This is a genomic window from Filomicrobium insigne, from assembly GCF_900104305.1.
GTDB lineage: Bacteria > Pseudomonadota > Alphaproteobacteria > Rhizobiales > Hyphomicrobiaceae > Filomicrobium > Filomicrobium insigne.
This window is the reverse complement of record NZ_FNJC01000001.1, coordinates 518,698-544,024: the sequence shown is the minus strand read 5'-3', so window position 1 is coordinate 544,024 and position 25,327 is coordinate 518,698. Positions and strand designations below refer to the sequence as shown.

Here is a 25,327-nt window from a genome sequence, read left to right as displayed (position 1 = left end):
ACCGGCCAGGCGACGATGTCGCACTTGCGTTACCTTATCTAGAGGGATCGGCTAAGAGTCAGGATAAAGCCGTGCTAGGATTTGAAAGACCGTCAACCCATATGCTCCAATAAGCGAGGAGCCGTTTAGCGTGAACTGGATTAACAACGTCGTCCGCCCCAAAATCCGCAGCTTCTTAACCACGAAGCGCGAGGTGCCGGACAACCTGTGGCGCACATGCCCGGTAACGGGGAACATGGTGTTCCATAAGGATCTGGAAGCCAATCAGTTCGTCTTTCCTGGGTCGGACTATCATGAGCGTGTGAGCGCCGTCGATCGCATGAAAATGCTATTCGACGCGGGCGTTTATGAAAAAGTGCCGGTTCCCGGTGCGGCGACTGATCCGCTCAAATTCCGTGATGGCCGACGCTACCCGGACCGTTTGCGGGATGCCAAGTCCGCGACGGAGTTGGATGATGCTGTTGTCGTCGGCGAAGGCCTGCTCGACGGCCAGAATGTTGTGGCCGCTGCACAAGATTTCCGATTCATGGCAGGCTCTCTCGGCATGGCAGCTGGTGAGGCCATCATCGCCGGTATGTTGCGTGCCGTAGAGCGAAAAACGCCCTTCATTCTGTTCGCAGCATCGGGTGGAGCGCGCATGCAGGAAGGCATCATGTCGTTGATGCAAATGCCGCGCACGACCATTGCCGTTCAGGCGCTGCGAGACGCCAAACTGCCTTACATTGTCGTCCTGACCGACCCCACGACAGGGGGTGTAACCGCGTCCTATGCGATGCTGGGCGACGTTCATATTGCTGAGCCGGGCGCATTGATTTGCTTCGCTGGGCCGCGCGTGATCCAGCAAACGATCCGCGAACAGCTTCCGGAAGGCTTCCAACGCTCCGAATATCTACTTGAGCATGGCATGATCGACATGGTCGTGCATCGTCACAAATTGCGAGCAACCATCGCCCGCGTTTGCAGGCTCCTGATGAAGCCCGCCTTGGACAAGGCAGAGCGAGAGAAAGCCCCAGCTGCCCCTAAGCGTATGAATGGGAAAGCATATGCCAAGGCTGACGCTGTAGCGCCTAATGAGCGCATTGAGGATCCTGCCGCTTCCCAAAATGAAGCCGAGAGTGTGGTCGAAGCCGAACCGGTGACGGAGGCTGAGCGTTTCGAGCCGAAACGTACGGGCACCAAGGCGCAAAAGTCCGAGAAAGCAGCCGAGCAAACACAGGCTCAGCCTCCGAAATCGGACGCTTGATAGAGGGAATGCTCATCGTCGCATCGCGGGGACAAGCCTAGCCTTCTCACAAATAGATTTTTTCGATTGGCACTATTTCACTATGCGAGCGCATATAGATGTGGCAGGTGAAAGTGCGATCTCACCTTGAGAAGGCCACAGGACGAAAGTCATAACAAGGCGGTTCAGCCGCAGCTCGGAAACTCCAGCGCGCAAGAAAACCGGCGTGGGCACCAGATGAGCGAGAACTCCAGAAGCACGCAACTCCTTGCCGAGTTGAAGTCTCTGCACCCAAAACTGATCGATCTGTCCTTGGGGCGGATTGAACGCCTTTTGGCCAAGCTCGGAGATCCCCACAAGCGATTGCCTCCCGTCGTCCATGTTGCCGGCACCAACGGCAAGGGATCTACGACGGCGTTCCTGAGGTCCATCTTCGAGGCAGCGGGCCTGCGCGCTCACGTCTACACGTCACCGCACCTTGTTCGGTTCCATGAGCGCATCACGTTGGCTGGGCGTTCTGGTGAACCGGCGCAGGCGATCTCTGAAGCCGATCTCGTGGACGTTCTGAGCCGGACACAGGCCGTTAACAATGGCGATGACATCACGCAATTTGAGATCACGACCGCTGCTGCGTTCCTCGCATATGCTGAGAATCCAGCGGACATTCTCCTTTTGGAAGTAGGCCTTGGCGGTCGGCTCGACGCCACCAATGTGATCGCCAAACCCGAAATCTCTGTCATCACGCCGATTTCGCTGGATCACGCTGACAAGCTGGGCGACACGCTGGCTCAGATCGCGACCGAAAAGGCAGGTATTATCAAACCAGGTGTTCCGGTTGTCGTCTCCATGCAGCCCGACGAGGCTCTGTCCGCAATTGGGGAAACGGCCGAGCGTGTAGGCAGCCGGATGATCGCGTGGGGACGTGATTTCGATGCCTACGAACAGCGTGGCCGGCTGGTGGTGCAGCGTCATGAACAGCTTTTGGACCTGCAGATGCCGAGCCTGATCGGCCCGCACCAGATCGTCAATGCCGCGACGGCCGTGACAGCCGCGCTGGAAATGCCGCGCTTCGCGCTGTCAGAGGAAGCCATCGAGCAGGGGGTGATGAACGCCGTTTGGCCGGCCCGCATGCAACGGCTCCATGATGGTCCGCTCCCGGATATGCTGCACAGAGGATCGGAACTCTGGCTGGATGGCGGCCATAATCCAGCTGCTGGGGCAATGATCGCTCAGGCTCTGGCCGATCTGGAGGAGCGCAGTCCACGCCCACTCTATCTCGTATTGGGAATGATGGGTTTGAAGGACGTGACCGGCTTCGTCGCGAATTTCCGCGGCCTTGCGCGCCAGATTTACTCGGTTCCTATTCCCGGCGCCCATGAGGCACCGCATACGCCTCAGGCCGTTGCCGAATCAGCACGTTCTGCGGGGATCTCGGCGGAAGAGCAAAGCTCTGTCCCTGCCGCGCTCGCAACCATCGAGCGCCTGCATCCCGGTCCCAAACGCGTGTTGATTTGTGGATCCTTGTATCTTGCGGGCCAAGTTCTGGCCTTGCAGGAGGGCGTCGAAGCCCAATCAAACTAATCCCCGAATGAAAAAGCCGCGCACTTATCGTACGCGGCCTTTTCAAGGTAACGCCGGATGTAACTTACGCGGCGATTGACGCGTTCAGCCACTTCTCGAGAGAAGCGCGCTGCGTAAGCGCCCCAACGTGCTGCGCCGCAACTTCTCCACCCCGGAACAACATCAGTGTCGGCATGGCGCGAATGCCGTACTTCTGCGTGATGCCGGGGCTTTGGTCGACGTCAACCTTCACCACGGTAACGCTGTCCTTCAGGGCTTCGGCGACCTGCTCGAGCGCGGGTGCCATTGCCTTGCAAGGGCCGCACCATTCGGCGAAGAAGTCGACGAGTACCGGCTTATCGGACTTCAGAACAACCTCGTCGAACGTGGTGTCGGAAACGGTCACGGCCATGTATCGATTCTCCAGTTGGATTAATTGCGCGGGCGTAGGACACGCCCCCACGGCGCCAGAAAAGACGCAAGACTTCAGTTCGTCGATAAGTAGGTGTCTGGCCCTGAGGCGTCAAGATGAGGTCGCAGACAGTTCCCAAAGTCGTAATTCAGCCTGTGCAACCTGAGCGTCCGGAATCTCGAGGATGCGCGGGCCGAATGTCCACAGGAGGGCCACCCTAAGCTTTTTTCCAGGATAAATAGATGTGAGCGCCAGACGGTAGGCAGCAAGCTGCAAAAGATAGGTTTCAGCCACGTCCGTGACATCGTCGGGAGCCGTCCGGTTGGACTTGTAGTCGACGATCATAAGATCGTCGCCAACCTCCGCGAGCCTATCGATCTTGCCCGTCAGTCGCAACGTTGGGCCCTTGCCATCGGGGCGCGGAATATCTGCCGCAATCGCGACTTCTGCGCGGCTGCGGGGGCCGAACAACGGTGCAAAGCGTGCATCATTCAAAATGGCCAGCGTCTCTGAAATGATGCTGCTTTGCACACCAGGCGGCAAATCTGCCCCACGCAAAGTGAGATAGCGCTCCGCCATTTCCGGTCGTCTGTATTCCGGCACCAAGGGGAGATGCTCTAAGAGCGCATGCGTCAGCGTACCTCGCAAGAACCGGTAATCCGGCTGCGCAATGAGTGGCGTTGGCGTTGGAGGATCATCGGGCACCTCGTCCAGAGATACGGCTGGCTTTCCCGGCTCTGGATCGCCAGCCTCGTCGACATCATAGGGGGTGAGTTTTGAGGGTGCCAGGGGCAGGCTGACGACAGCATCGCGAGCGGGGGCACGGGGCGCCCATTCGGGCATCGGGACATTTGCTACGGCCCCGGAGCTTTCTGTCTTCGCTTTCTCAACCGGAGCTGCCTGAGATGACGACACGCGCCGAATAAGACGCCCTTCGGCATCGTTGAACTCGTCACTTAGCTCCGCGAGCCCATCACAGATGATATCGTACCAGCAGTTATCGTGACGCCCGTTCTTGCCCTCAAAACCCGCGATGTAGAGACGGTCTCGCGCCCGCGTCATTGCGACGTAAAGAAGCCTATTCTGCTCTTCCAAATCGGCTCTTGCCTTGGCTGTCCTCGCAGATTGGACGGCCTCGATTTGACTGGCGCCCTTAATGCGCCACGCGCGTAACGGTGGCGCCTTCTGGGAGGGAGATATTGTGATCAGAGGTTCCTTGTCAGGCCCGGAAGCAGCGCCACGACACGTGTCCGCGAGGAACACGATCGGAGCTTCGAGCCCTTTTGAGGCGTGCACCGTCATCACACGCACCTCGTTGCTCCCCTGCTCCATGTCTCGTTTGACCTGGCGTTGCCCGCTCCGCAGCCAGGTCAGAAAGCCGGTAAGGGAAGGAGCGGCGTCATCGTCATAACTGATCGCGAGATTGAGAAACTCGTCGAGAGGGTCGGCCGCTTCGGTGCCCAACCGTGCGAGCAATCGCCGGCGCATGCCATCTCGATCAAGCACCTGCGCAAAAAACTCGAACGGCGGTTGGAAGTCAGCGCGTTGCCGCCAACCCTTGAGAAGGCTGGCCGCTTCCAGATAGCGCGCATCGCGTCCCTGCGCTTCGATCAAAGATCTCCACAACGAGCCGGACCGCTTATATGCGAGATCGAAGAGATCATCGTCATCAAGACCGAACATTGGACTTTTGAGGACGTTGGCGAGCGCGAGATCATTGTCCGGCAAGGTGACAAAATCGCCGAGCGCTACGAGATCCTGAACGGCAAGCTGATCATTAAGCTCCATGCGGTCGGCACCCGCCACAGGGATGCCGAGAGCTTTGAGCGCGGCCACCATGGGCGCGGCAAAGGGCCGTCTCTTAGAGACGAGAATAAGGATATCGCCAGGAGTAATGGGCCGATCCTGCGAGACTAAGCGTTCCCCCGCCTCAAGCCAGCTCTTGATCGTTCGTGCGATGCGGCTCGCGAGTTTGTCGGCAGGCGCGACCGCAGCCTTCTCACCCAGCGGTATCCACGCGTCGGTCGTGTCAGCATCTTCTGGTGTCTCGGTCGGCCAGATTTCGACGAGGCCGCCGTGGCCAACGCGCGCCGCGGCATGACGGATCTCCGCGCCTATTGATCCCAGGCCCGGCGTCCGGCCCGGATTGGCGAACACCCGATCCACCGCGTTGAGAATAGGTTCTACGGTACGAAACGACAGATCAAGTTCGACGCTGTGCCAAGTCTGACCAGCGGTCTTGGACATGTCGGAAAATTGTTTGCCCTTCTGCGCGAACATTTCCGGCGCCGCGCCTTGGAAGCTGTAGATGGATTGCTTTTCATCACCCACCGCGAAAAGCGTCCGCACGTCCTCCCGCGCCCCTTCTCCTGAGTAAAACTCCCGCGCGAGCGTCTCGACCACGTTCCACTGCGCCGGGCTGGTGTCCTGCGATTCATCCACCAGGATGTGATCGATACCGCCATCGAGTTTGTAAAGAACCCAGTCGGCTGCACCACCGCTCCCTGCGCCAAGAAGACGGGCGGTCTTTTCGATCAGATCGTCGAAGTCAAGCGCCGCGCGCCGTGCTTTGGCATCGCTGTAACGCTGTAGGACGTCGCTCGCTAGAACCATGAGGGCGACCGTTGCTTCAACACACGCGAGCCCCTTGCGCTCCGTATCGAGCTTCGCAAACTTATCGCGAGCGTCTGTGAGCTGATCGCATAAACCGGGCTCGGTATCCTGGATGGCCTTCGTCGCAATGCGCGCACGGGGGCCCCCCGTCGACGTCAAAAACGCACGTTGAAAGCCGCCCAACGTCCCACGGATATCTTTCGCCCCCTTAGCCTGAGCCAAGGCTTCCGCAATCTTTACGTCGGTCGATTTGCCTTGTGACCAGACTTCGACGATGCGGCCTAGTGTGCCCGAACTCAGGACCTCAGCCATATCCTTCTCGATATCGCTGACACGTCCCTTTCGCCTGACGCCTATAGCAGTCCGTAGGTCGAGATCTGCCGCTGCGAATGCGGCTTCCGCGTCTTCAGCGTCCATTCGGCTTGTACGATCGATAGCAGCCAGCAGCCAGTCACGTGCGGCAATCGCTTCGCTTAAGACTTTGTCGAACCGGTCTTCGGCAGCATATGCGATTGCGGTCTTAAGCGCTTGCCCGATGCGACGATCGTTATGCTTCACGGCTTCCCGCAAGGTGCCGTCGATGGCTTCGCGTTTCAGCAAGCGGCCAAGGTCATCATCCAGTGTCGAGAAGCCCGGCGGGACGCCAGCCTCCAACGGAAAGCGTTGCAACAGGCGCTCGCAGAACGCGTGGATCGTCTGGACCTTGAGCCCGCCGGGTGTCTCGATAGCCCGCGTGAACAGGGTGCGTGCACGCGCTCTTTCCTCGTCGGTCGGCGTACGTCCCAGAAGCTTTTTAAGACTGGCATCAAGATCACTGCCCGTCGCCGTCACCCACTCCGACAGTCTGTCGAAGACACGTGTCGACATCTCTGCCGCGGCCGCCTTCGTGTAAGTGAGGCAGAGGATGCGTTCAGGGGCCGTGCCTGCAAGCAGCAATCGCAACGTCCGCATGGTCAAGACGTGCGTCTTGCCCGTGCCGGCATTAGCGCTGACCCACGCGGATACGCTGGGATCGGACGCCTGACTTTGACGCCGAGACGTGCTTTCGAGTTCGGCGACGACGTTTGACAACATTACGCAGCCTCCCCGTCCGCTTCACCGAACTGCGCCCACTCAGCCACGCGGGCGAGATGCGCATAATCGTCATAGTCATAAGAGAAGGCCCCGCGCCGAACAGCAGCATAAGCCATCGTTGGATTGTCATAAGCAGCCACCAGCCGCTTGAGACCCTCAAGAGCACCTTCCGCGAGCTTCGGCAGGTCGTCGGTTTTGATGATGCGCTCTTCCCCCGGCGGCTCACCGCCTGACGCACGAATATAGCGAAGCAGAGAGACGTTCTGTTCGGACACGCCGACAAATCCCCCTTCCAGTGCGATAGCCGCCTCGAGCGGGAGCTGCGGTCGCGTGTTGTCTAACACCGCTCTGTCGTTAGGCGGTGCGCCGGTCTTGTAGTCGGTAATGGCGACGCCGGCGTTGGTGATATCGAGACGGTCGGCGCGGGCGGTCAGCTTGAATGACCCACCGGCGCTTTCAAATGAGAGTTCACCGCCGATCTCAGCGAGCGTCTTTTGCAGGCCGTCGCGTCGCTGCGGCTCCGTTTCGGCAAACCACGTCGCAAACCGTTCGAAACGTGGCAACCAGAAAGCCGCGATCCTCGGATGGCTTGCGTGTTCTCGCATCACGTCGTTTGCGATGCGGAAGAGTTCGCGCGCTGTGTCATCTGGCAGACGAACCGGATAAGTCTTGGCGAAACGGGACATCGCTTCGTGGATAATGGCGCCACGCAATGCCGCATCCGGTTCGGCGCCGAGGAGCTGCAGCGGCTCCAAGCGCAGAACATGCCGTGCGTAGATCGCATAGGGATTGGCGATCCAGCGCTCGACGCCTGACACGCTGATCTTCCGTGGGCGAGCCTCAACGGGCGGCGTTGGGCGCGGCGGTTGCGCGGGAGCACGCGGAGGCGCGAAATCACGCAGGCGCGCCCAGGCAAGCCAAGGCTCGTTCGGCTCCAGCGCATCGTTCAGTCCCAACCCAGCGACAAGAGCCTTGAGTCGCAGGAGCCAGCGCGAGGGCACACTTGGCACGCCGTCCACCTTGCGCGCACGCGTCATGATGACCTTTGGGGCCGCAAGGAAAGACCTAAAGTCGTGCGCCGCCCGGCCAATGGCTTCCTCAGGCTGAGGCAGGCCGAGAGCCGCGCGCATGGGCCGGTTAAGCCAAGGTCCCGGATCGGCGGCATCCGGCCACGTCCCGTCATTGAGCGAAGCAAGGATCGTCACGTCGACTCTGAGAAGGCGCGCCTCCAGAGGCCCCCAGATTGAAAGCCGCGGATGCGGAGGTACCTTGGCGACGACATTGAGCCCAAGAATGAGACTGCGGTAGAGGTCTGGATAGTCGGTCGCTTTAACGTCCGGCGCGTCGTCACCGCTCGCCAGAAGTTTTTCGAAGAATAGCGCAGCCGTCTGTCCGGCTTCGCCGGCAAAGAGAGGTTCGCCAGGAGCTTCCAAACGTTCTTCTTCCGGCAGGCGCGTTAGGGCGAGGGCACACTTTAGGTGCGCTTCTGCTAGATCGGTAAGCGGGAGCTCCCCTTCCATGGCGGCCGTAGCCGTGAGCGGAGCGAACGCTTCGGTCAGGCGTGCCACAAGGTCTCTTGCACGCTCCCAGTCCTCATCCCAAAGTCGCTGTGCGGTCCGGGGCGCTTCGCCGCTTGCTGCTTCAATGCGCGCCTTTGTGAGTGCGGCTTCAATCCCGGGGATGCCATCGCCAAGATAGAGCTTTCGAAATACCGCATGCTCCAGCGCGTGTGCCGCAAAGCGGACTTCTCGAGCACTCAAACCAAGGCGTGCCAGCGGGTGCTTGAGCAGCGCCATGGTTTCCGGAGGTGCGAAATTGCGGGCAAGGCAATTGATAACCAATTCGAGAAATGCACCGGCCGCAGTCTTCGCGAAGGGGCGGCCCGCACTGTCGTCGACCCGGATACCCCACGCTTCAAGTCGAATAGCAACGCGTCGTGCCAGCAACCGATCAGGAGTGATAAGTGCCGCCGTTTGGTTCGGCGTTTCGAGAGCATGGCGCATGATCAGCGCGATGGCTTCGGCCTCGTCCTGCGCGGCCGGTGCTTCAACGAGGCTGACACCCGATAGGGCCTCAGCGACGTCCGTCCGATCAGCCGTCGCAACCCAATGATGCCAGGCACCTGTGGTTGCTGTCGGTCGCATGGACTCGCTGATAAGCGTTTCACGCATCGCGAGGCCGGGCGTTAGTTCGGAACCCGGCAGTTGACGCACGTCCGAGCGATTGAGACCCAAGCCATCCAGAAGCTTTCGCAGTGCGAACTGCGGGTGCTCAGGGTGCTCGGGGATGACATTCCAGCTTGCATCATCCAATCCAAGATCAAGCGCAGGCAGGACGATAGCACCCTGCGGCAATTGCAGGACCGCGCGCATGAGCTCAATCGTTGCCGGAATGGAACCGGTCACACCCGCAACGATGACGGGATCGGCTGGTGGCAAGTCGGTAAGGCGGCGTGCTTGCGCCAAAATCAGTTGGTTCTCGCGATCCTTTGGAGAAAGACGGCCACGTGCAGCCAGGATCGCCGGCCAGTATTCCGTGATGATCTTGAGGAAATCGAGAGATTTCTGCCAGTGCTCGGAGAAGGTGTCAGGCACCAAGTCCGCAATGCCATCGAGGGAGCACCCTTCGCGCTCCACAAGGTCCATGAGATTTGCGAGGTCGCGCGCCATGTTGGCGGCTTGCGCCGGTGTTCGGGCCCCGGCTGATGGCACCATCCCGAATGCGAGTTCGCCGGTGGGATCGCTGCCGGGCTGGCGCATCGCAGCCGACCATTTCTGCACGAGCTGCGTCAGCAGCAGAACCCGTTCCATCTCGGCGATGGCGGGGGGGATTTCCAGTTCGTCCGGGTTCGCTCCGACGGCCAAATCCGAGAACAGCGCTCCGTCGTCATCACCCTGAGAAACAGGCTGAATTCGAGGTAGCAAAAGCGCGCGCGCCTGTCCTGCCCGCATAAAGGCTTCGCCGATGGCGCGTTCGGCTCTACGGGTTGGAACCAGAATGGTAAGAGCCGTAAGATCTAGGGGATCGGGTTTCGGTCCGTGAACGTGTGGCAGGTCGCCATTCAGAACCGCTTGCGCGAGAACATCAAGAAAACTAGCCGCCGCGGGGACCGTATAAACTGCTCCCGGCTTGACCACCCCATCGGACATCCCCACCCCTCATTTTTTAAACCCGCTTCGCCGCATCCTCGATCCACGCTTCGGCGTCGTTCAGTGCGTCGGGTGTCCCAACATGCATCCACCAACCGTCGAGGCGAAGGCCGTAAAGGCGACCCCGCGCAATTGACGCGTCCCAAAGCTTATTTAGGGAAAACGACCCTTCTGGTGCGCCTTCAAATAAACGCGGGTGAGCGATGGATACGCCTGTGAATACAAAGGGTGAGACATCACGTTCAGGACGGCGCTCCAACAGCCCGTCCGGTGACATCGAGAAGTCCCCAAATCCATGATAGCCTAGAGAATGCGAAGCCAGCGCCACAAGCAATAAGCTATCCATGCGCTCAGGGTCCCAGGCTTTGATGAGCCTGTCTAGGTTCCGGCCGACACCTTCGATCCAGGTAGAATCTGAATTGTGGATAAGAAAGGGCTCGTTCCCAATCAGCGGCAGAGCCCTGACGATGCCCCCACCGGTATCAAGGAGACCATGGCGCTCATTGGAAATGATAATTTTAGGCGTTGTGCGGTGGCTAAGATGGTTTTCGAGGGCATCGGCGCAATAATGCACATTGACGATCGCACGCTCGACTCCCGCCTCGTGGAGCCGATCCAAAACATGATCGATCAACGGTCGCCCTGCCAACTTCACCATCGGTTTCGGAATTGAATCCGTAAGGGGGCGCATGCGTTGGCCAAGGCCAGCGGCCAAGACCATTGCAGTCGAAACTTTTGACGTCATGTCAGAACTCGGGTCATGAATGCTGAGAAATGGTGCGAACGAGGGTGTCTAACCTAAGTTTCAAAAGGCTGGAATTTTCTCACGGATATTAGGTGGGAAGGCCGCATCATACCATTGCGCCAGCGCCGCAAGTTCGGGATGGGCCAAGTCTCGGGTTAAATATCGCCAGACGCGGGGAATGTGAGCCAGATAACGGAGTTTGCCGTCGCGCTTCGCGAGCCGCGCGAATATTCCCAGGATCTTGGTGTTTCGCTGCGCGCCGAGCGCGGCATAGGTGAACCGAAAAGCGTCGGGATCAAAACCGGGCTCCGACTGCTGAACTTTCGCGAGGTAGTGTGTCAGCAAACGCGCTTCGATAGCCTCATCGACGTCGATACGTGCATCTTGCAGAAGAGAGACCAGATCATAGGCCGCTGGCCCCGCCAGCGCGTCCTGAAAGTCAATGAGCCCGACACGCTGCACGCCGGGGCGATCTGCCAGCCAGATTAGATTAGGTGAATGGAAGTCACGCAACACCCACCGGTGGGGCTCACGCGAGAGCGTATCGAAAATCTCAGACCATGCAGCCTGATAGGATTTGCGTATGTCAGGTGGGGCCTCTGTCCCGCGAATAGCGGGCCAATACCAGTCGAGAAGCAATTCCGTTTCGATGTCCAGAACACCCGTGTCGAACGGGGGCAGGACATGGGCCTTATCGGCGGTAGCGGAAAGCTTGCTTGGGATGGGGACGCCACGTAAAGCAATCAGCACGTCTGTCGCGGCACGCCACAACTCCTCCTGACTGCTCCCCTCCATCATGGCATGTTTGAACTCATGCTCCCCAAGGTCTTCCAGCACGAGAAATCCGTTGTCGAGATCGCGCGCAAAGATCTGCGGTGCGCTGAAATTGGCTGCGCGTAGCGCCTCCGCGATGGCAACGAACGGCATCGTGCCTTCGGCCAAATGTGCAATCTGACTATAAGCCAGCTGGTCACGGATTGGCGGCCCGTCCGGCTGGCGCGGCCAATCCATAACCAACGCCCGCTTATCACCCGTGATGGACGTAAGCCTTGCATAGTGGCGCGCGGAAGCATCGCCGGTGATCGGGGTGAGGCGAACATCGTCGTCGACGAAACCAGCTTCCCGCACGACCCTGTGGAGGGCGACGAGGCGTAAAACGCGCGTCTCCCAACTCCCGTGGCCTTCCAAGCGGAGAGAACGCGTTTCGCAGTCACTGACGACGGCACCGTCGTTGAGGAAAATGTCGAGCCGGTCTGCAGGTAAAGCATCCTCGGCACGCTCTGGCCACTCGATCAGGGCCGCGCCATGTGTGAGCGCGTGCTCAAGTCCCAGCTCATCGATCTCCTCAGGCGCACCGAGCCGGTAGAGGTCGAAATGTGCAATGCCGAGCCGTGCGGTTTCGTAGTTTTGCACGAGGGTGAAAGTGGGGCTCGGAATGTCGAGATCATCGTCATTGGCCACTGAGCGGATCAGGGCCCGTGTGAACGTGGTTTTTCCGGCTCCGAGATCGCCATGGAGGCAAATCGTGTCTCCCGGGCGCAGCAAAAAGCCCAGTTCCTGCGCCAAACGCAGCAGTTGCGGTTCGCTGAGGTCAGGCAAGGATTGAGTTTCAGACAAGCAAGTTTCCATGAGGCACAGCAAAGGTCGTTGAGCAAAAAAGCCCGAAGGTTGGCCAATGTGACCCAAAGACCGGCGCAAAAATCAGGCGGGACCGCGGTAGTATTAATTCGGCCTGATGGAAAATCCGATTAAAGCGTCCTTAGCGTTGCCTTTTTCTCGCTTCAACAGCCGCGCGTGCCTCCGCCAGCGGGTCGATTTCGAGATCCTGCTGCAGGCTGCCAACACCATGTTCCGGCAGCCGTACGGTCACGCGAGTTCCCTCTCCAGGCGCCGACTCGAGGGAAATCTCGCCGCCATGAAGCTCAACGAGGTTCTTGACGACTGCCAGCCCCAAGCCAGCGCCACGATGCTTGGAACCCCAGCTGTTGCTCTCAAACGGCTCGAACACCCGCTCTAGAGCGTCCTCGGGGATGCCGACACCGTTGTCCTCGACCTGAAACACCATTGTTCCGTTTTCTCGCCAGCAACCGATCAGAACGGTCCCGCCGTCGGGAGAGAAGCCGACGGCATTGGACAGAAGATTGTAGAGCACCTGGCGCACGCGTGCCTTGTCGGCCACGAACGTCTTGGCGTCGTCTGCGATTGCAATATCGAGGATCAGGTTGGAACGCACTGCGCGCTCGTGCACGCCCAACGCCGCAGCGTCGATCAGCTCGCGCACGTCGACTTCTTCAAGCTTCAGTTCCAAGGATCCCGCATCGATCGTTGCGAGGTCTAAAATACCGTCGATGATGTTCAGCAGAGTTTTCGACGACATGGAGATATCGCCAACGTACTCGCGCTGCTTGGGCGTCAAGTCGCCAAAGAGCGTGGTGCCGAGCAACTCCGTAAAGCCGATGATGTTGGTCAAAGGTGTGCGCAACTCGTACGAGACGCGGCCGATGAACTGGCTCTTGAGACGATCGGCAGCGACAAGCGCTTCGTTCCGCTCAACGAGCGCCCGTTCGTAGCGCTTGGAATAGGTCACATCGGTAAACGTGATCAGCGTCGCGCCGTCCGGTAACGGCATCGTCGCATAATCAATCACGGAATTATCGACGCGCACCATCTGGCCATCGATGGGAAGCCGTTCATCGCTCAGTGCAGTAATCGCAAGCTTGAGCTGCTGCCAAACGTGCGTGTCCTGATAGAGCGCGCGTGCATCGGCAATAATGTCATCGATATGCGGACTGCTATCGAGCTTCTCGCGCGACAACTGCCAAACGCTGGCGAAAGCTGAGTTGAACAGTTTGAGACGGCCATCAGTCGCAAACACCGCGACACCCTCTTTTAGGCTGTCGATCGTTTCGCTCTGTACGCCGATGAGCTCGTTGAAGCGGCTTTCCAAGGCAAGCCGTTCGGTTTCGTCGACGAGCAGCTGGGTCATACCGCCGTCCTGACGCTGCTCGCTGACGACGTGAAGCACCCGCCCGTCCGGTAGATGCCACCAATCCTCGCGTTCACCACCTGTACTGTGCATGGCGAGCACGCTGGCCCGCCATTCAGGATAATTCACGACTTCCGGAAGACGTCCCAGCTCACGAAGCCGGTCCAGTATATCAGTGTCCTTCGGTGCCGTTTTCAGCCACGTCTCATCGAATTCCCAAAGGTTGCGATAAGCGAGGTTGAAGAACACCAGCCTGCTTTCGGAATCAAACACCGCAATTGCCGAAGAAACGCGATCAAGAATACGGTCGAACGTTGCACTTTGCGATCCGGGTGCGCTGTCCGAGGTTGCCAATGCCGTCAAATCGATGGCTGCGGCGGCAGAGGCATCGTCGAGCTTGTGAACGATCACCTCGTGGATGCGCCGATCACCTCGCGTGATGAGGTTAAGCTGGCGGCGGAAGGTCGGCGTGGCGCGCACCGCGCGGGCGACGGTATCGCGTTGACGCAATTCAAGCAGCTCGATCTGCCGGTCGATAACTTCGTCGTTGCTCGTTGCTTCCACGGCCTCAACATAGGCAGCGTTGACCCAAATGATCCGACCTGCAGCATCCATGAGCCAAACCGGAAACGGGAGCGCGTTGATCAGCGCGCGACTTGAGCGGATATCGCGGGCTAGGCCTTCGTGGCCGTCAATGATGCGTGAGATATCGCGCTTGTATCCGGCGATATCCCGCAGCCGTAGCACAGCGCGGCCCGAGGATGCGCGTCCGTCGGCTTCCAAATGGCCGCCCACGGACGTCCTGATGATCATGTTGAAGGGACGGCCAAGACGCAGCAGCTTATCGACGGAGAGCCGCAACTTTTCGGCTGATCCGCGCTCCAGCCAAGACCCAAAGCCGAGAAGCTGCACATTGTCGTGCGGAAGACCGCGAATACCACGCAGCGTGTTGCTAACGACCGTAGGTTGCAGCCCTTCGTCCCATAGAACGAGAATCTGAGGCTCGCCGCCAATCACGGCTTCTGCGACGCCCAGTTGCTTTTTAAGCCTTTCTGATTCTTCACGAGCGCGACCAAGGGCGTGCCGGGTCGTCGTGAGAATCCGCCAAAGAGCCAGAATCGATCCGCCCGCAGCGCCTAAGAACACGGCAGCCGTCAGGAACATCGAAAGGCTCGATTCGGCAAACAGCATACTGCCGCCGTAAACGACGCCGGCAGTAATCATCACTGCGCTGGCTAGGCTAGCTACCAGCAGCACGACAAGTTCCGCTCGCGCGTTGGTCTCCCTGACATTTACCGGTGAAGACATCGCGTTCCAAATCAGCCGAATTCGTTGGCCTAGTTTGAGACTAGGTCGAAGGCAGCCTCCCACCCCGCGTGGACTGCGCCGAATCGGACAAAATTATGGAGTGTCGAGAAGGACCTGACTATAGGTTAACGAGACGTATACATGGCAAATTATGCACGAAAAAGCGCCGCAAGGTGGTTGCGGCGCTTTTTAAAGTTTGACCTGTGGCTAAGCTGCAGGATTCCCCTGTACAACGCTTAGTAGCGGTAGTGCTCAGGCTTGAACGGCCCTTCCGATTTCACACCGATATAGGAGGCCTGCTCATCCGAGAGCTTTGAGAGCTTCACGCCGATCTTTTCGAGATGCAACTTGGCGACCTTCTCATCAAGAAGCTTCGGCAGAGTGTAGACCTGCTTTTCATATCGGCCACCATCACGATGAGCCCACAGTTCCATCTGAGCCAGCGTCTGGTTGGTGAAGGATGCTGACATGACGAACGAGGGGTGACCCATGGCGTTGCCCAGGTTCACGAGGCGGCCCTCGGAAAGAAGGATGATCCGCTTGCCGTCGGGGAACTCGATTTCGTCGACCTGCGGCTTGATGTTGTCCCACTTGAAGTTCTTTAGGCCTGCGACTTGGATCTCGTTGTCGAAGTGACCGATGTTGCAGACAATTGCGCGATCCTTCATCGCCCGCATGTGGTCAATGGTGATGACGTCCTTGTTGCCGGTCGCGGTGCAGAAGATGTCGGCCTGTGGTGCGGCTTCTTCCATCGTGACGACTTCGTAGCCTTCCATGGCGGCCTGAAGCGCGCAGATGGGGTCGATCTCAGAGACCATAACCCGGCAGCCGGCGTTACGCAGGGAAGCCGCAGAACCTTTGCCGACGTCGCCGAAGCCTGCGACCATGGCAATCTTGCCGGCCATCATGACGTCGGTGCCGCGACGGATACCGTCGACGAGCGATTCACGGCAGCCATACAGGTTGTCGAACTTGGACTTCGTGACGCTGTCGTTGACGTTGATAGCAGGGAACAGCAGCTTGCCCTGTTTAGCAAGCTGATAAAGCCGGTTGACGCCCGTCGTCGTTTCTTCCGACACACCCTTGATATTCTTGGCGAGTTCAGCGAACCAGCCTGGCTTTTCGCCGAGCGTGCGCTTGATGAGCGCAAAGAGAATTTCTTCTTCTTCCGAACCTGGCTTCTCGAGGAAGGCCGTGTCGCCCTGCTCGGCGCGCAGACCGAGGTGAACGAGCATCGTGGCATCGCCGCCATCGTCCAGGATGAGGTTGGGCGTGCCACCGTCAGACCATTCGAGGATCTTGCGGGTGTACTCCCAGTAGTCGGTAAGGCTTTCACCCTTGATGGCGAATACGGGAATGCCGGCAGCAGCAATCGCTGCAGCTGCGTGATCTTGTGTCGAATAGATGTTGCAGGAGGCCCAGCGAACGTCGGCTCCGAGCGCTGTGAGCGTCTCGATCAGCACAGCTGTCTGGATGGTCATATGCAAGGAACCGGCGATGCGCGCGCCAGCGAGCGGCTTGGAAGCGCCAAACTCCTCACGGGTCGCCATCAAACCCGGCATTTCGGACTCTGCGATGCGGATCTCTTTACGTCCGAAATCTGCAAGCGAGATATCCTTGATGGCATAGTCGATGGCATTGGTCATACACAAATTCCTTTTTCAGCGGTGATTGGCCGGCTGGCACAAAAAGGCGGCCAGCCTCAGAAGGGCGCGCTCCATAAACCGAGCACACCGAGGCGTCGCGCCGGCAGAAATCCATCTGACTGCGTGCGACGCGCCACTCCCCGCCCTTATATCGAGGCCTCGCAAAAATCGCAATAACATATAAACAAGTCTTTATGTCTCTCTTTTCAAGCGTCAAACGCGGAGAGCACGCTTGGGGCGCGTATGGGAGCGCCTAACGAACTAAAATCGTTGGGGAAGCTAGCAAATGAAGGCGGCTCAGCTCGGCCTAGTCTTAAATCTCTTCGCACATATCTTCGCCGAAACCGGCCTCAACGAGTGCGACCAAGGCCTCGATGGCCTCTGGGCCTTCTGCCCCTTGCGCGCTCATATGGAGCGTTACGCCGGGTCCGGCGGCGAGCATCATCAAGCCCATGATTGACGTGCCGCCAACACTCACACCGTCGCGGGTTACCGTGACGTTTGCCTTGAAGCGCTCAGCGCATTTCACGAATTGGGCGGAAGCGCGTGCGTGGAGCCCCTTGCGGTTGCGGATTGTGACGACGGCTTCAGGATGTTTGCTATCGATAATTTCAGGCATGGTCAGATCAGATCGTCCCGCAATTCAGAAAAAGTGAGGGCGGGACTATGCACGAATTTAGGACTCACCAGACAATTCCTGGCTTGCGATCTTGATGTATTTGCGGCCGGCATCCCGCGCAACGATCACAGCTTCTTTAAGCTCCATTTCCGAGCGCACTGTCGCGAGCCTGATCAGAATGGGCAGATTGATACCCGCAATGACCTCGGTATCGACTTCATCCATCACTGAAATAGCCAAGTTAGACGGCGTTCCCCCGAACATATCAGTAAGAATGACGACGCCATTGCCGCTGTTGGTCGCCTTGACTGCGTCGATGATTTCCCGGCGTCGCTGCGCCATATCATCGTCAGGACCAATAGAGACCGTCTCAAGTTGTTGCTGAGGACCAACGACGTGCTCAAGCGCAGAGCGAAATTCCGCAGCGAGGCGACCGTGGGTCACGATAACAAGTCCAATCATCGCACTTGTACCGATATCCTGTCCGTTTCCAATCGCCGACCTTTCGTCAGGCCGGTGTTGTAATCGCGGGCTGTCGTGAAGCGAAACTGCACGAATCAGTCCCATGGCCCGGTGCGGGGCCGCCAAAGTGGCAAGGGTTTGCAGCAAGCGCAAGAGTCAAAGTACGAGATCATCCTTTTTGCCGTTCGCGCAGCCAAATTGTGCTAATTCTAGCAGTACCTTGCATGCCGCCGAAGCTTCAAATCCGGAGATCTGCAGCAGCGGGAGCGATATTCCGGCGATTTCGCGCCGCGGCCTTGGATCCGGCAGGCGTTCGACCTGATCCGCCGACACAAGTTCAACGATGAGCACAAGCTCGGCATTATCAAGAGCTGGGACCGTCACAATGCCGTGCCCGCGCACCTCAAGTTGGTCGCGTATTGTCTCAGGCGCGCTCAGGATTACCGTGCCGTTAACGACCTGGACTACGGCATAGTCGTCCGCCACGAGACGGACGTCACCCTTTACCAGCGAGTTCGGTCCCTGCATGAGGCAACGTAGTGCCAGATCTGATTTGCCTGAGCCTGATGGCCCGCAAATCAGTGCGGCTAGACCGTCAAGAGCGATAGCGGTCCCGTGAATGACATTAAGCCCGCCGGCCACTGGTCTTGCCTCCGCGCGCGGGTGGCTCCTGAGTAGGTAGCCGCACGGTGAATCGGGAGCCGAGCGGTCCGGCATTGGGATCGGCAGAGGGGCGGTTCTCGGCTGAGATCGTTCCGCTGTGCGCCATGATGATTTCGCGCGAGATGCTCAATCCGAGGCCGGAATTGCTGCCACGGCTCGAATGCTCTGTCGGCCGGTAAGTGTAAAACCTTGAGAAGATTGTTTCCAGCTTGTCTTCTTCTATGCCGCAACCGTCGTCTTCGACCCGGATTTCTATCTGGCCTCCCATCGCAATGGCCTTAACGACCACGCTGCCACCAGAAGGTGAAAAGGAGATCGCATTGTCGACCAGGTTGGTAAAGACCTGTGCGAGCCGACCGGCGTTGCCATTGACGATAAGACCCCGCGCTTCTGGATCATCCAGGATAAATTTCAGCTTGCAGTCGTATTTCTCGGCTTTGTCTTGGAAGATGGAGAGAACCTGACTCAGGATCTCCGACAGATCGACCGGCTCCTGCGACTGCAAAGCGAGTTCCGCATCAAGCCGAGACGCACGCGAAACGTCGGTTATGAGTCGGCTGAGGCGCGTGAGTTCACCTTGGATCTGCTCAACCAACATATCGCGCTGTTCATCGGTTTTGGCGTACGTGAGCGCCTGCGCTGTCGAACTTGCGGCGGTTAGAGGGTTTTTGAGCTCGTGCGCGACATCTGCCGCAAACTTTTCGCTGGATTCAATGCGCCGATAAAGAGACTCGGTCATTGCCCCGAATGCTGAGGCCATTTGCCCGACTTCGTCTTTACGCCCTGTGAAGGCTGGCAAGGACTGTCGTGCTTTAATATCGCGGCTGACGTGCTCGGCGGATTCCGACAACCGTTTCATCGGACCTGCAACGGTGCGGGCGAGCATGAAGCCGGTCAAGATGCTGGCAACCAGGGCAATACCCGCCAGGGGCCAGAGCCCATCACGCCAATCGCTGAGGATCTTATCGACCTCGCCTGGCGGCGAAGACAACAGCAAGACCCCCAATACCGTGTTCATGCGCTGGATCGGCACGGCGATGGAGACAATCTGTTGTCCCTTCGCATTCAGCAGGAGCATCGCGGCGTCATCGCCCTGCAATGCCTGACGCACCTCCGGATAGTACTTGCCGTTGGCTGAGCCGATTTCTTTGTAAACCTGTACTTCTTTATCGATCAGCCAATGCTGCAGCCGCGTCCAGAAGTCTTTAGTCGTCGGGCGCTCAGCCTCGGTTTCGGTTGTCTCCTGGACGGCGAGGCGTTTGATCTGGCCCGGCTTTAGAAGGTCATCTGTATCGACGACGAGATTGCCGCTGCGATCATAAATGCGCGCGCGTGTACTGGTGGGCTGCGTCAGGCGACGAAAGATGGGAGCGACTTTTTCCGGACTGATGGATAATTCGAGAGCGGCGAAACCGTCGTCGCGGAAGGGTATCCGTGCATTCTTGTCCGTTGGCAAACGATCGGGGTCGACGACGATCATGCCCCGTTCGATCTTGGCTTCCCCCGCTATAGCCGCAGCGATGATCTGCCCTTGGATGCGCAAAGCCTCTCGCTTGGCATTGATAAGCCAGCCGCTGTTGAAGCTAAGGTACACCATGCCGCCGAACAGGATGACGAAGCCAAGCAGGTTCGACACCATGATCCGTCGCAAGAGCGACGCCGAGATGAAGCGGACGAGCGGCTGGCGATTGAACCAGTCGACAAGCGCTCGGCGAACCGGGCCACCTTTCCGGAATGCAGCAAAGAAGCTTTTAACTCGTCCTGGAACCGGGATCGTGTTTAAGCCGGAACGTTCTGGTAGGTTTTCGAGCGCGGGACGAGCAAGATCGGGCAGCGACATAACGTGGCGCTGGACGCTATCACGAACGCCCATGAGCCAGTTACCTGAAGCCTCGCGGTCGCCCCCGAACGCCATTTCGTCTCCAAATTAATGGAGGAACCGATGAAGCGAACATACTTACCACCGCGGTCCCTCATACCCCCTTTATGGCGGTTCGGTCTCAGGCTTCTTTGAAGCGATACCCCACGCCGTAAAGCGTCTCAATCACATCGAACTCTTCGTCCACCTGCTTGAACTTCTTGCGCAAGCGCTTGATGTGGCTGTCGATGGTCCGATCGTCGACGTAGACTTGATCATCATATGCCGCATCCATCAAGGCGTCTCGTGTTTTCACGACGCCGGGTCGTGCGGCAAGCGCCTGAAGGATAAGGAATTCCGTAACGGTCAGCGTGACAGACCGGTTATCCCAATGACAAGTATGACGTTCCGGATCGAGCTTCAGCTTGCCCCGTTCCAGGACTTTCGCGGCTTCCGTCGGCGTCTGTTGACCGTCTTTGACACCAAAGCGGCGCAGAACCGCTTTAACGCGCTCGACAACGAGGCGTTGTGAGAAGGGTTTGGCGATGTAGTCGTCGGCACCCATCTTGAGGCCGAACAATTCATCGATTTCTTCATCCTTTGAGGTCAGGAAGATAACGGGCATGTCCGACTGCTGTCGCACGCGGCGCAGCAATTCCATCCCATCCATGCGCGGCATCTTGATGTCGAAGATGCCAAGATCGGCTGGATCTTCACTGAGGGCCTCCAGCGCCGAGACCCCGTCGTTATAGGTTCGGACCTTATAGCCTTCGGCTTCAAGCGCCATCCGAAGCGAACTGAGGATGTTGCGCTCATCGTCAACCAACGCAATCGTGCTCTTTTCTTTCATCTTTGTTTCTCGCCTGTAACCGAGTGAGTCGGCGATCCCTGCCTGAGGCGCTGTATGGCGCTATGTTGTGTGAATTGTGGCAAGCGGAAAAGTGCGCGCTGGCGTCTGAACATAATCTGAATGGCTATTTCACCGAGTGAGGCGAGGTGCCGTACCGAAATTCGCTCGACGAAGTCATGGGAGCGTCCGGAGCTGTCCCGCTTGATCAATCCTGAACACAAGGCTCCTGAAGGTAACAGTCAAGGTGCTTTGCATGGGCGTGGGTGTTTGATCAACAGTTTTATTGCGATGTGCCGAGATATACTGGCATCGGTGTTTGTTGCGCGCCTCGGCCTAGCCTGCCTAGGCCTGCCCCGTCCGTTGAAAGACTAAAGTATGCCTTCCCTTGGCAGCTATGAAAGTGCCTCAATCTTGCACCCACGGCTGCCGGAGCGTACCTTTTGGCAACACGCAATTTTTTGCGTGCTTTTGCATCGGTAGCCGGTTTCTCCGCCAGGGAGCAATCGAAGATGCGAGAATGTCCATGAAAACTTTGAAGTTCGCCCTGAGTTCAGAAGGTAAGGGACGCACCAACAATTCGGCGGCAGAGCTTGTCGAACACGCTGTGCGCCGGAACGAGGGCGCGCTTGCGGCCACGGGCGCCTTTGCGGTCCAGACAGGGCAGCACACAGGCCGATCGGCCAATGACAAGTACATCGTTTCTGATGACGAAACCCAATCTCAGATCTGGTGGGAGAATTCCAAAGCGATTACGCCTGAGCAATTCGATCGTCTTCTGGCGGACTTCCAAGCTTACGCCAGCGGGAAAGAGCTGTTCGTTCAGGACCTTTTCGCTGGGGCTGATCCAACCTATCAATTGCCAACCCGCATCGTTACGGAATTGGCCTGGCACGCACTCTTTATCCGACACCTTTTGCGCCGCCCTCTGAAGGCGCAGCTGGAAGGATTTGATCCGCAGTTCACCGTTGTTAATTTCCCGGGCTTCCGTGCTGATCCGCAAATCCACGGCACGCGGTCGGAGACGGTGATTGCATGCGATTTCACCCGTCGAATGGTTCTCGTGGGCGGTACGGGGTATGCAGGTGAAACCAAGAAGAGCGTATTCTCCTTCCTGAACTATCTGCTGCCGTCCAAAGGCGTTATGCCGATGCACTGCTCGGCGAACGTCGGAAACGACGGCGGTTCTGCCGTGTTCTTTGGGCTATCTGGAACCGGGAAGACGACGCTATCGGCAGATCCCAGCCGGACGCTGTTGGGCGATGACGAGCATGCCTGGTCTCCGGACGGCATCTTCAACTTTGAGGGCGGCTGCTACGCTAAGACGTTGCATCTTTCGGCCGAAGCAGAACCGGAAATCTTCGCGGCGTCCAACCGCTTTGCGACGGTTCTCGAGAACGTTGTTCTCGACGAAGATCGGATGCCGGACTTCGAGGACGGCAGCCTTACCCAGAACGCGCGCTCTGCTTATCCGCTGGAAGCCATTTCCAACGCGAGCGAGACTGGCCGCGCCGGCCATCCTAAGTCCGTCGTTATGCTGACGGCCGATGCATTTGGCGTTATGCCGCCAATCGCCAAGCTAAATCCCGCCCAGGCGATGTACCATTTCTTATCTGGTTACACCGCGAAGGTTGCCGGGACGGAGCGTGGCATGGGCAGCGAACCCCAAGCAACGTTCTCGACGTGCTTTGGTGCGCCCTTTATGCCCCGTCACCCCTCGGTCTACGGCAACTTGCTGCGCAAGCTTATTGCTGAGCACGGTGTCGCGTGTTGGCTCGTTAACACCGGTTGGACCGGTGGCAAGTTCGGTGATGGCAAGCGTATGCCGATTAAAGCAACGCGCACGCTGCTGAATGCCGCGTTGTCAGGTGCGTTGGCGAATAGTCCGATGCGGGCAGATCCCGTATTTGGCTTTATGGTTCCGACCGAATTGGAGGGCGTGGATCCGAGTATTCTCAACCCACGCCAGACTTGGTCAGATCCGTCGCTTTACGATGCTACGGCTGCGCAGCTTGTTGAGATGTTCAACAAGAACTTTGCGGCCTTCACTGACTACGTCGACCAAGATGTCTTGGCTGCCGGGCCTGTGCTGTCCGCCGTCCGGGCCGCGGAATGAGCCTATAACGAAAGAGATTTTAAGCACTTTCGCCACCTGCGTTCCAAGTCCACTTCAGAATTGAACCAATTGCGCGTTTGCGCGTTGTTCGAGTCTTCGAAGGGACTTCGGAATGCAGGTGGCGTGCGCGTTTTTATGATGCGTTGCGCCACAAATTTTGCGGGCCTGCCCATAACGTGCTACGTTCTCGAACCTAGCTAACAACTTAACAAATGAGGTCAGACGCACACGATGTGCGGAATCTGCGGCGAAATTCATTACTCAGGCGGATCCGCAGATCCGTCTGCGCTCGCGCGCATGACAGACGTCATGCGTCCCCGTGGTCCCGATGCCAGCGGACAATTTGTGCGCGGCTCTGTTGGTTTAGGCCATCGACGGCTCAAGATTATTGATCTGTCGGAAAGGTCTGCGCAGCCGATGATCGATTCCGAACTCGGACTCGAAATCGCATTCAATGGCTGCATCTATAATTATCCCGCGCTCCGCGAGGAGTTATCCGGTCTCGGTTACCGCTTTTTTTCTCACGGCGACACCGAGGTTATCCTCAAGGCCTTCCACGCGTGGGGCCCGGCTTGCGTCGAGCGCTTCAATGGCATGTTCGCCTTTGCGATTCACAATCGCGAAACAGGCCAAGTCATTCTCGCGCGCGACCGTTTCGGCATTAAGCCGCTCTATCTCTCGGAGACTAACGGTAGATTACGGTTCGCATCGACGCTCCCGGCGTTGGTCGCAGCGGGCGACGTTGACACCTCGATAGATCGCGTCGCGCTCGCTCACTACATGTCGTTTCACGCCGTGGTTCCGCCACCGCGTACGATCATTAATGGGGTCAAGAAACTGCCGCCAGCGACGGTCCGTGTCATCGAAGCGGACGGCAGGTCGACAGAGCATCGATATTGGCAGCCATTCCTTGCTCGGCACACTGAAGACGCCGGTTTGACGGCGGAAGACTGGACCGACCGTGTGCTGGACCAGCTTCGCAAGGCGGTCAGCCGTCGTATGGTCGCTGATGTCCCCGTCGGCGTGCTGCTGTCTGGTGGTGTCGATTCCAGCGTCATCGTGGCGCTTCTAGCCGAGGCTGGTCAGCACGGCCTGATGACGTTTTCGGTTGGCTTCGAAGAAGCGCACGGAGAAAAGGGCGACGAGTTCATCTACTCGGACTTGATCGCAAAACGTTTCGAAACCGATCACCATAAAATCATGGTGCCGTCCGAACGTTTGATGGAAGCGCTGCCGGGCACCATCGCTGCGATGTCCGAACCAATGGTTTCCTACGATAACGTTGGCTTCTACCTCCTATCGCAGGAGGTCTCAAAGCACATCAAGGTCGTGCAATCGGGACAGGGCGCTGACGAAGTCTTCGCCGGTTACCATTGGTATCCGCCCCTCGCCAACTCCAATGACGTGGCAGGCGATTACGCCCGTGTCTTCTTCGATCGCGACTATGCGCGCCTGAAAACCCACTTGAATGAAGATTGGCATGCGCCCCGGGATGAGGCCTTGGAGTACGTCGCCACTCACCTCGCCCAACCAGGTGCGGATACTCCGGTAGATCGCGCACTACGGCTTGATACGAACGTGATGCTGGTCGACGATCCGGTGAAGCGCGTGGACAACATGACGATGGCTTGGGGCTTGGAAGCTCGCGTTCCCTTCCTCGATCACGAGCTTGTCGAACTCGCCGCGCGCATTCCCCCTGAACATAAGCTCGCGGATGGTGGCAAAGGAGTTTTGAAAGCGGCCGCGCGGCGTGTCGTGCCGTCAGAAGTAATTGATCGCAAGAAGGGGTATTTCCCCGTTCCTGCGCTCAAGTACATCGATGGCCCTTATCTCGACATGGTTCGCGATGCGTTGACATCTGACGCAGCAAAGCAACGCAACCTGTTTCAGCAGAATTACTTGGACCAGCTATTTGCAGATCCAAAGGCGCACATTACGCCGCTCAGAGGTTCCGAACTCTGGCAGGTTGCGCTACTGGAGATGTGGCTGCAGGCCCACCACCTTTAGACCCAAGATGTTCTAGGTAAAGGAATGAGTCGTGGCGCAG

The 25,327-nt window shown here is 58.3% G+C and carries 16 protein-coding genes; 4 read left to right on the top strand and 12 right to left on the bottom strand.

The features are described from left to right. Positions 1 to 130: 130 nt before the first annotated feature. On the top strand, positions 131 to 1,243 hold the full coding sequence (gene accD / locus BLS30_RS02410) for an acetyl-CoA carboxylase, carboxyltransferase subunit beta (RefSeq protein WP_046477904.1): 1,113 nt from the start codon (positions 131 to 133) through the stop codon (positions 1,241 to 1,243). A 216-nt stretch (positions 1,244 to 1,459) separates the two neighbouring features. Continuing rightward, the gene (locus BLS30_RS02405; RefSeq protein WP_090226344.1) at positions 1,460 to 2,803 is read left to right on the top strand and encodes a bifunctional folylpolyglutamate synthase/dihydrofolate synthase; all 1,344 of its coding nucleotides are present in this window, start codon (positions 1,460 to 1,462) and stop codon (positions 2,801 to 2,803) included. A 64-nt stretch (positions 2,804 to 2,867) separates the two neighbouring features. On the opposite strand, the gene trxA is transcribed toward BLS30_RS02405, so the two are convergent. From trxA to BLS30_RS02345, 12 genes are all read right to left on the bottom strand, one after another. After that, the gene (trxA, locus tag BLS30_RS02400) at positions 2,868 to 3,194 is read right to left on the bottom strand and encodes a thioredoxin (protein ID WP_046477906.1); all 327 of its coding nucleotides are present in this window, start codon (positions 3,192 to 3,194) and stop codon (positions 2,868 to 2,870) included. A 111-nt stretch (positions 3,195 to 3,305) separates the two neighbouring features. Next, positions 3,306 to 6,881 (bottom strand): double-strand break repair helicase AddA, encoded by a 3,576-nt coding sequence (addA, locus tag BLS30_RS02395; protein WP_090226341.1) that lies wholly within the window; start codon positions 6,879 to 6,881, stop codon positions 3,306 to 3,308. Next, positions 6,881 to 10,030, bottom strand: coding sequence for a double-strand break repair protein AddB (addB, locus tag BLS30_RS02390; RefSeq protein ID WP_090226339.1), 3,150 nt, complete (start codon positions 10,028 to 10,030; stop codon positions 6,881 to 6,883). Before addB ends, addA begins: the two co-directional genes overlap by 1 nt. Positions 10,031 to 10,046: 16 nt before the next feature. Then, a complete protein-coding gene (locus tag BLS30_RS02385; RefSeq protein WP_090226337.1) occupies positions 10,047 to 10,775 on the bottom strand; it encodes a nucleotidyltransferase family protein in 729 nt (242 codons plus the stop codon). A gap of 60 nt (positions 10,776 to 10,835) precedes the next feature. After that, positions 10,836 to 12,392, bottom strand: a complete 1,557-nt coding sequence (tsaE, locus tag BLS30_RS02380) for a tRNA (adenosine(37)-N6)-threonylcarbamoyltransferase complex ATPase subunit type 1 TsaE (protein ID WP_244512345.1) — start codon at positions 12,390 to 12,392, stop codon at positions 10,836 to 10,838. A gap of 142 nt (positions 12,393 to 12,534) precedes the next feature. Next, a complete protein-coding gene (locus tag BLS30_RS02375) occupies positions 12,535 to 15,069 on the bottom strand; it encodes a sensor histidine kinase (protein WP_046477911.1) in 2,535 nt (844 codons plus the stop codon). A gap of 236 nt (positions 15,070 to 15,305) precedes the next feature. Continuing rightward, the gene (gene ahcY / locus BLS30_RS02370; protein WP_046477912.1) at positions 15,306 to 16,715 is read right to left on the bottom strand and encodes an adenosylhomocysteinase; all 1,410 of its coding nucleotides are present in this window, start codon (positions 16,713 to 16,715) and stop codon (positions 15,306 to 15,308) included. Between the two features lie 313 nt (positions 16,716 to 17,028). Continuing rightward, positions 17,029 to 17,334, bottom strand: a complete 306-nt coding sequence (locus BLS30_RS02365; protein ID WP_046477913.1) for an HPr family phosphocarrier protein — start codon at positions 17,332 to 17,334, stop codon at positions 17,029 to 17,031. A gap of 57 nt (positions 17,335 to 17,391) precedes the next feature. Continuing rightward, positions 17,392 to 17,796: a PTS sugar transporter subunit IIA gene (locus BLS30_RS02360; RefSeq protein ID WP_046477914.1), complete on the bottom strand. Its 405-nt coding sequence runs from the start codon at positions 17,794 to 17,796 to the stop codon at positions 17,392 to 17,394. Positions 17,797 to 17,952: 156 nt separating this feature from the next. Then, positions 17,953 to 18,438: an HPr kinase/phosphorylase gene (locus BLS30_RS02355; RefSeq protein ID WP_046477915.1), complete on the bottom strand. Its 486-nt coding sequence runs from the start codon at positions 18,436 to 18,438 to the stop codon at positions 17,953 to 17,955. Further along, complete coding sequence (locus BLS30_RS02350; protein ID WP_052743786.1) at positions 18,422 to 20,374, bottom strand: stimulus-sensing domain-containing protein; 1,953 nt, start codon at positions 20,372 to 20,374, stop codon at positions 18,422 to 18,424. The genes BLS30_RS02355 and BLS30_RS02350 overlap by 17 nt, the downstream gene beginning before the upstream one ends. A gap of 85 nt (positions 20,375 to 20,459) precedes the next feature. Then, positions 20,460 to 21,167, bottom strand: coding sequence for a response regulator transcription factor (locus BLS30_RS02345; RefSeq protein WP_046477916.1), 708 nt, complete (start codon positions 21,165 to 21,167; stop codon positions 20,460 to 20,462). Between the two features lie 523 nt (positions 21,168 to 21,690). On the opposite strand from BLS30_RS02345, the gene BLS30_RS02340 reads away from it, so the two are divergent. Together BLS30_RS02340 and BLS30_RS02335 are read left to right on the top strand one after the other, a co-directional pair. Next, the gene (locus BLS30_RS02340) at positions 21,691 to 23,280 is read left to right on the top strand and encodes a phosphoenolpyruvate carboxykinase (protein WP_046480142.1); all 1,590 of its coding nucleotides are present in this window, start codon (positions 21,691 to 21,693) and stop codon (positions 23,278 to 23,280) included. 231 nt (positions 23,281 to 23,511) lie between these two features. Continuing rightward, entirely contained in the window at positions 23,512 to 25,287 is a 1,776-nt protein-coding gene (locus BLS30_RS02335; protein ID WP_046477917.1) for an N-acetylglutaminylglutamine amidotransferase, read from the top strand. Positions 25,288 to 25,327: the final 40 nt, after the last annotated feature.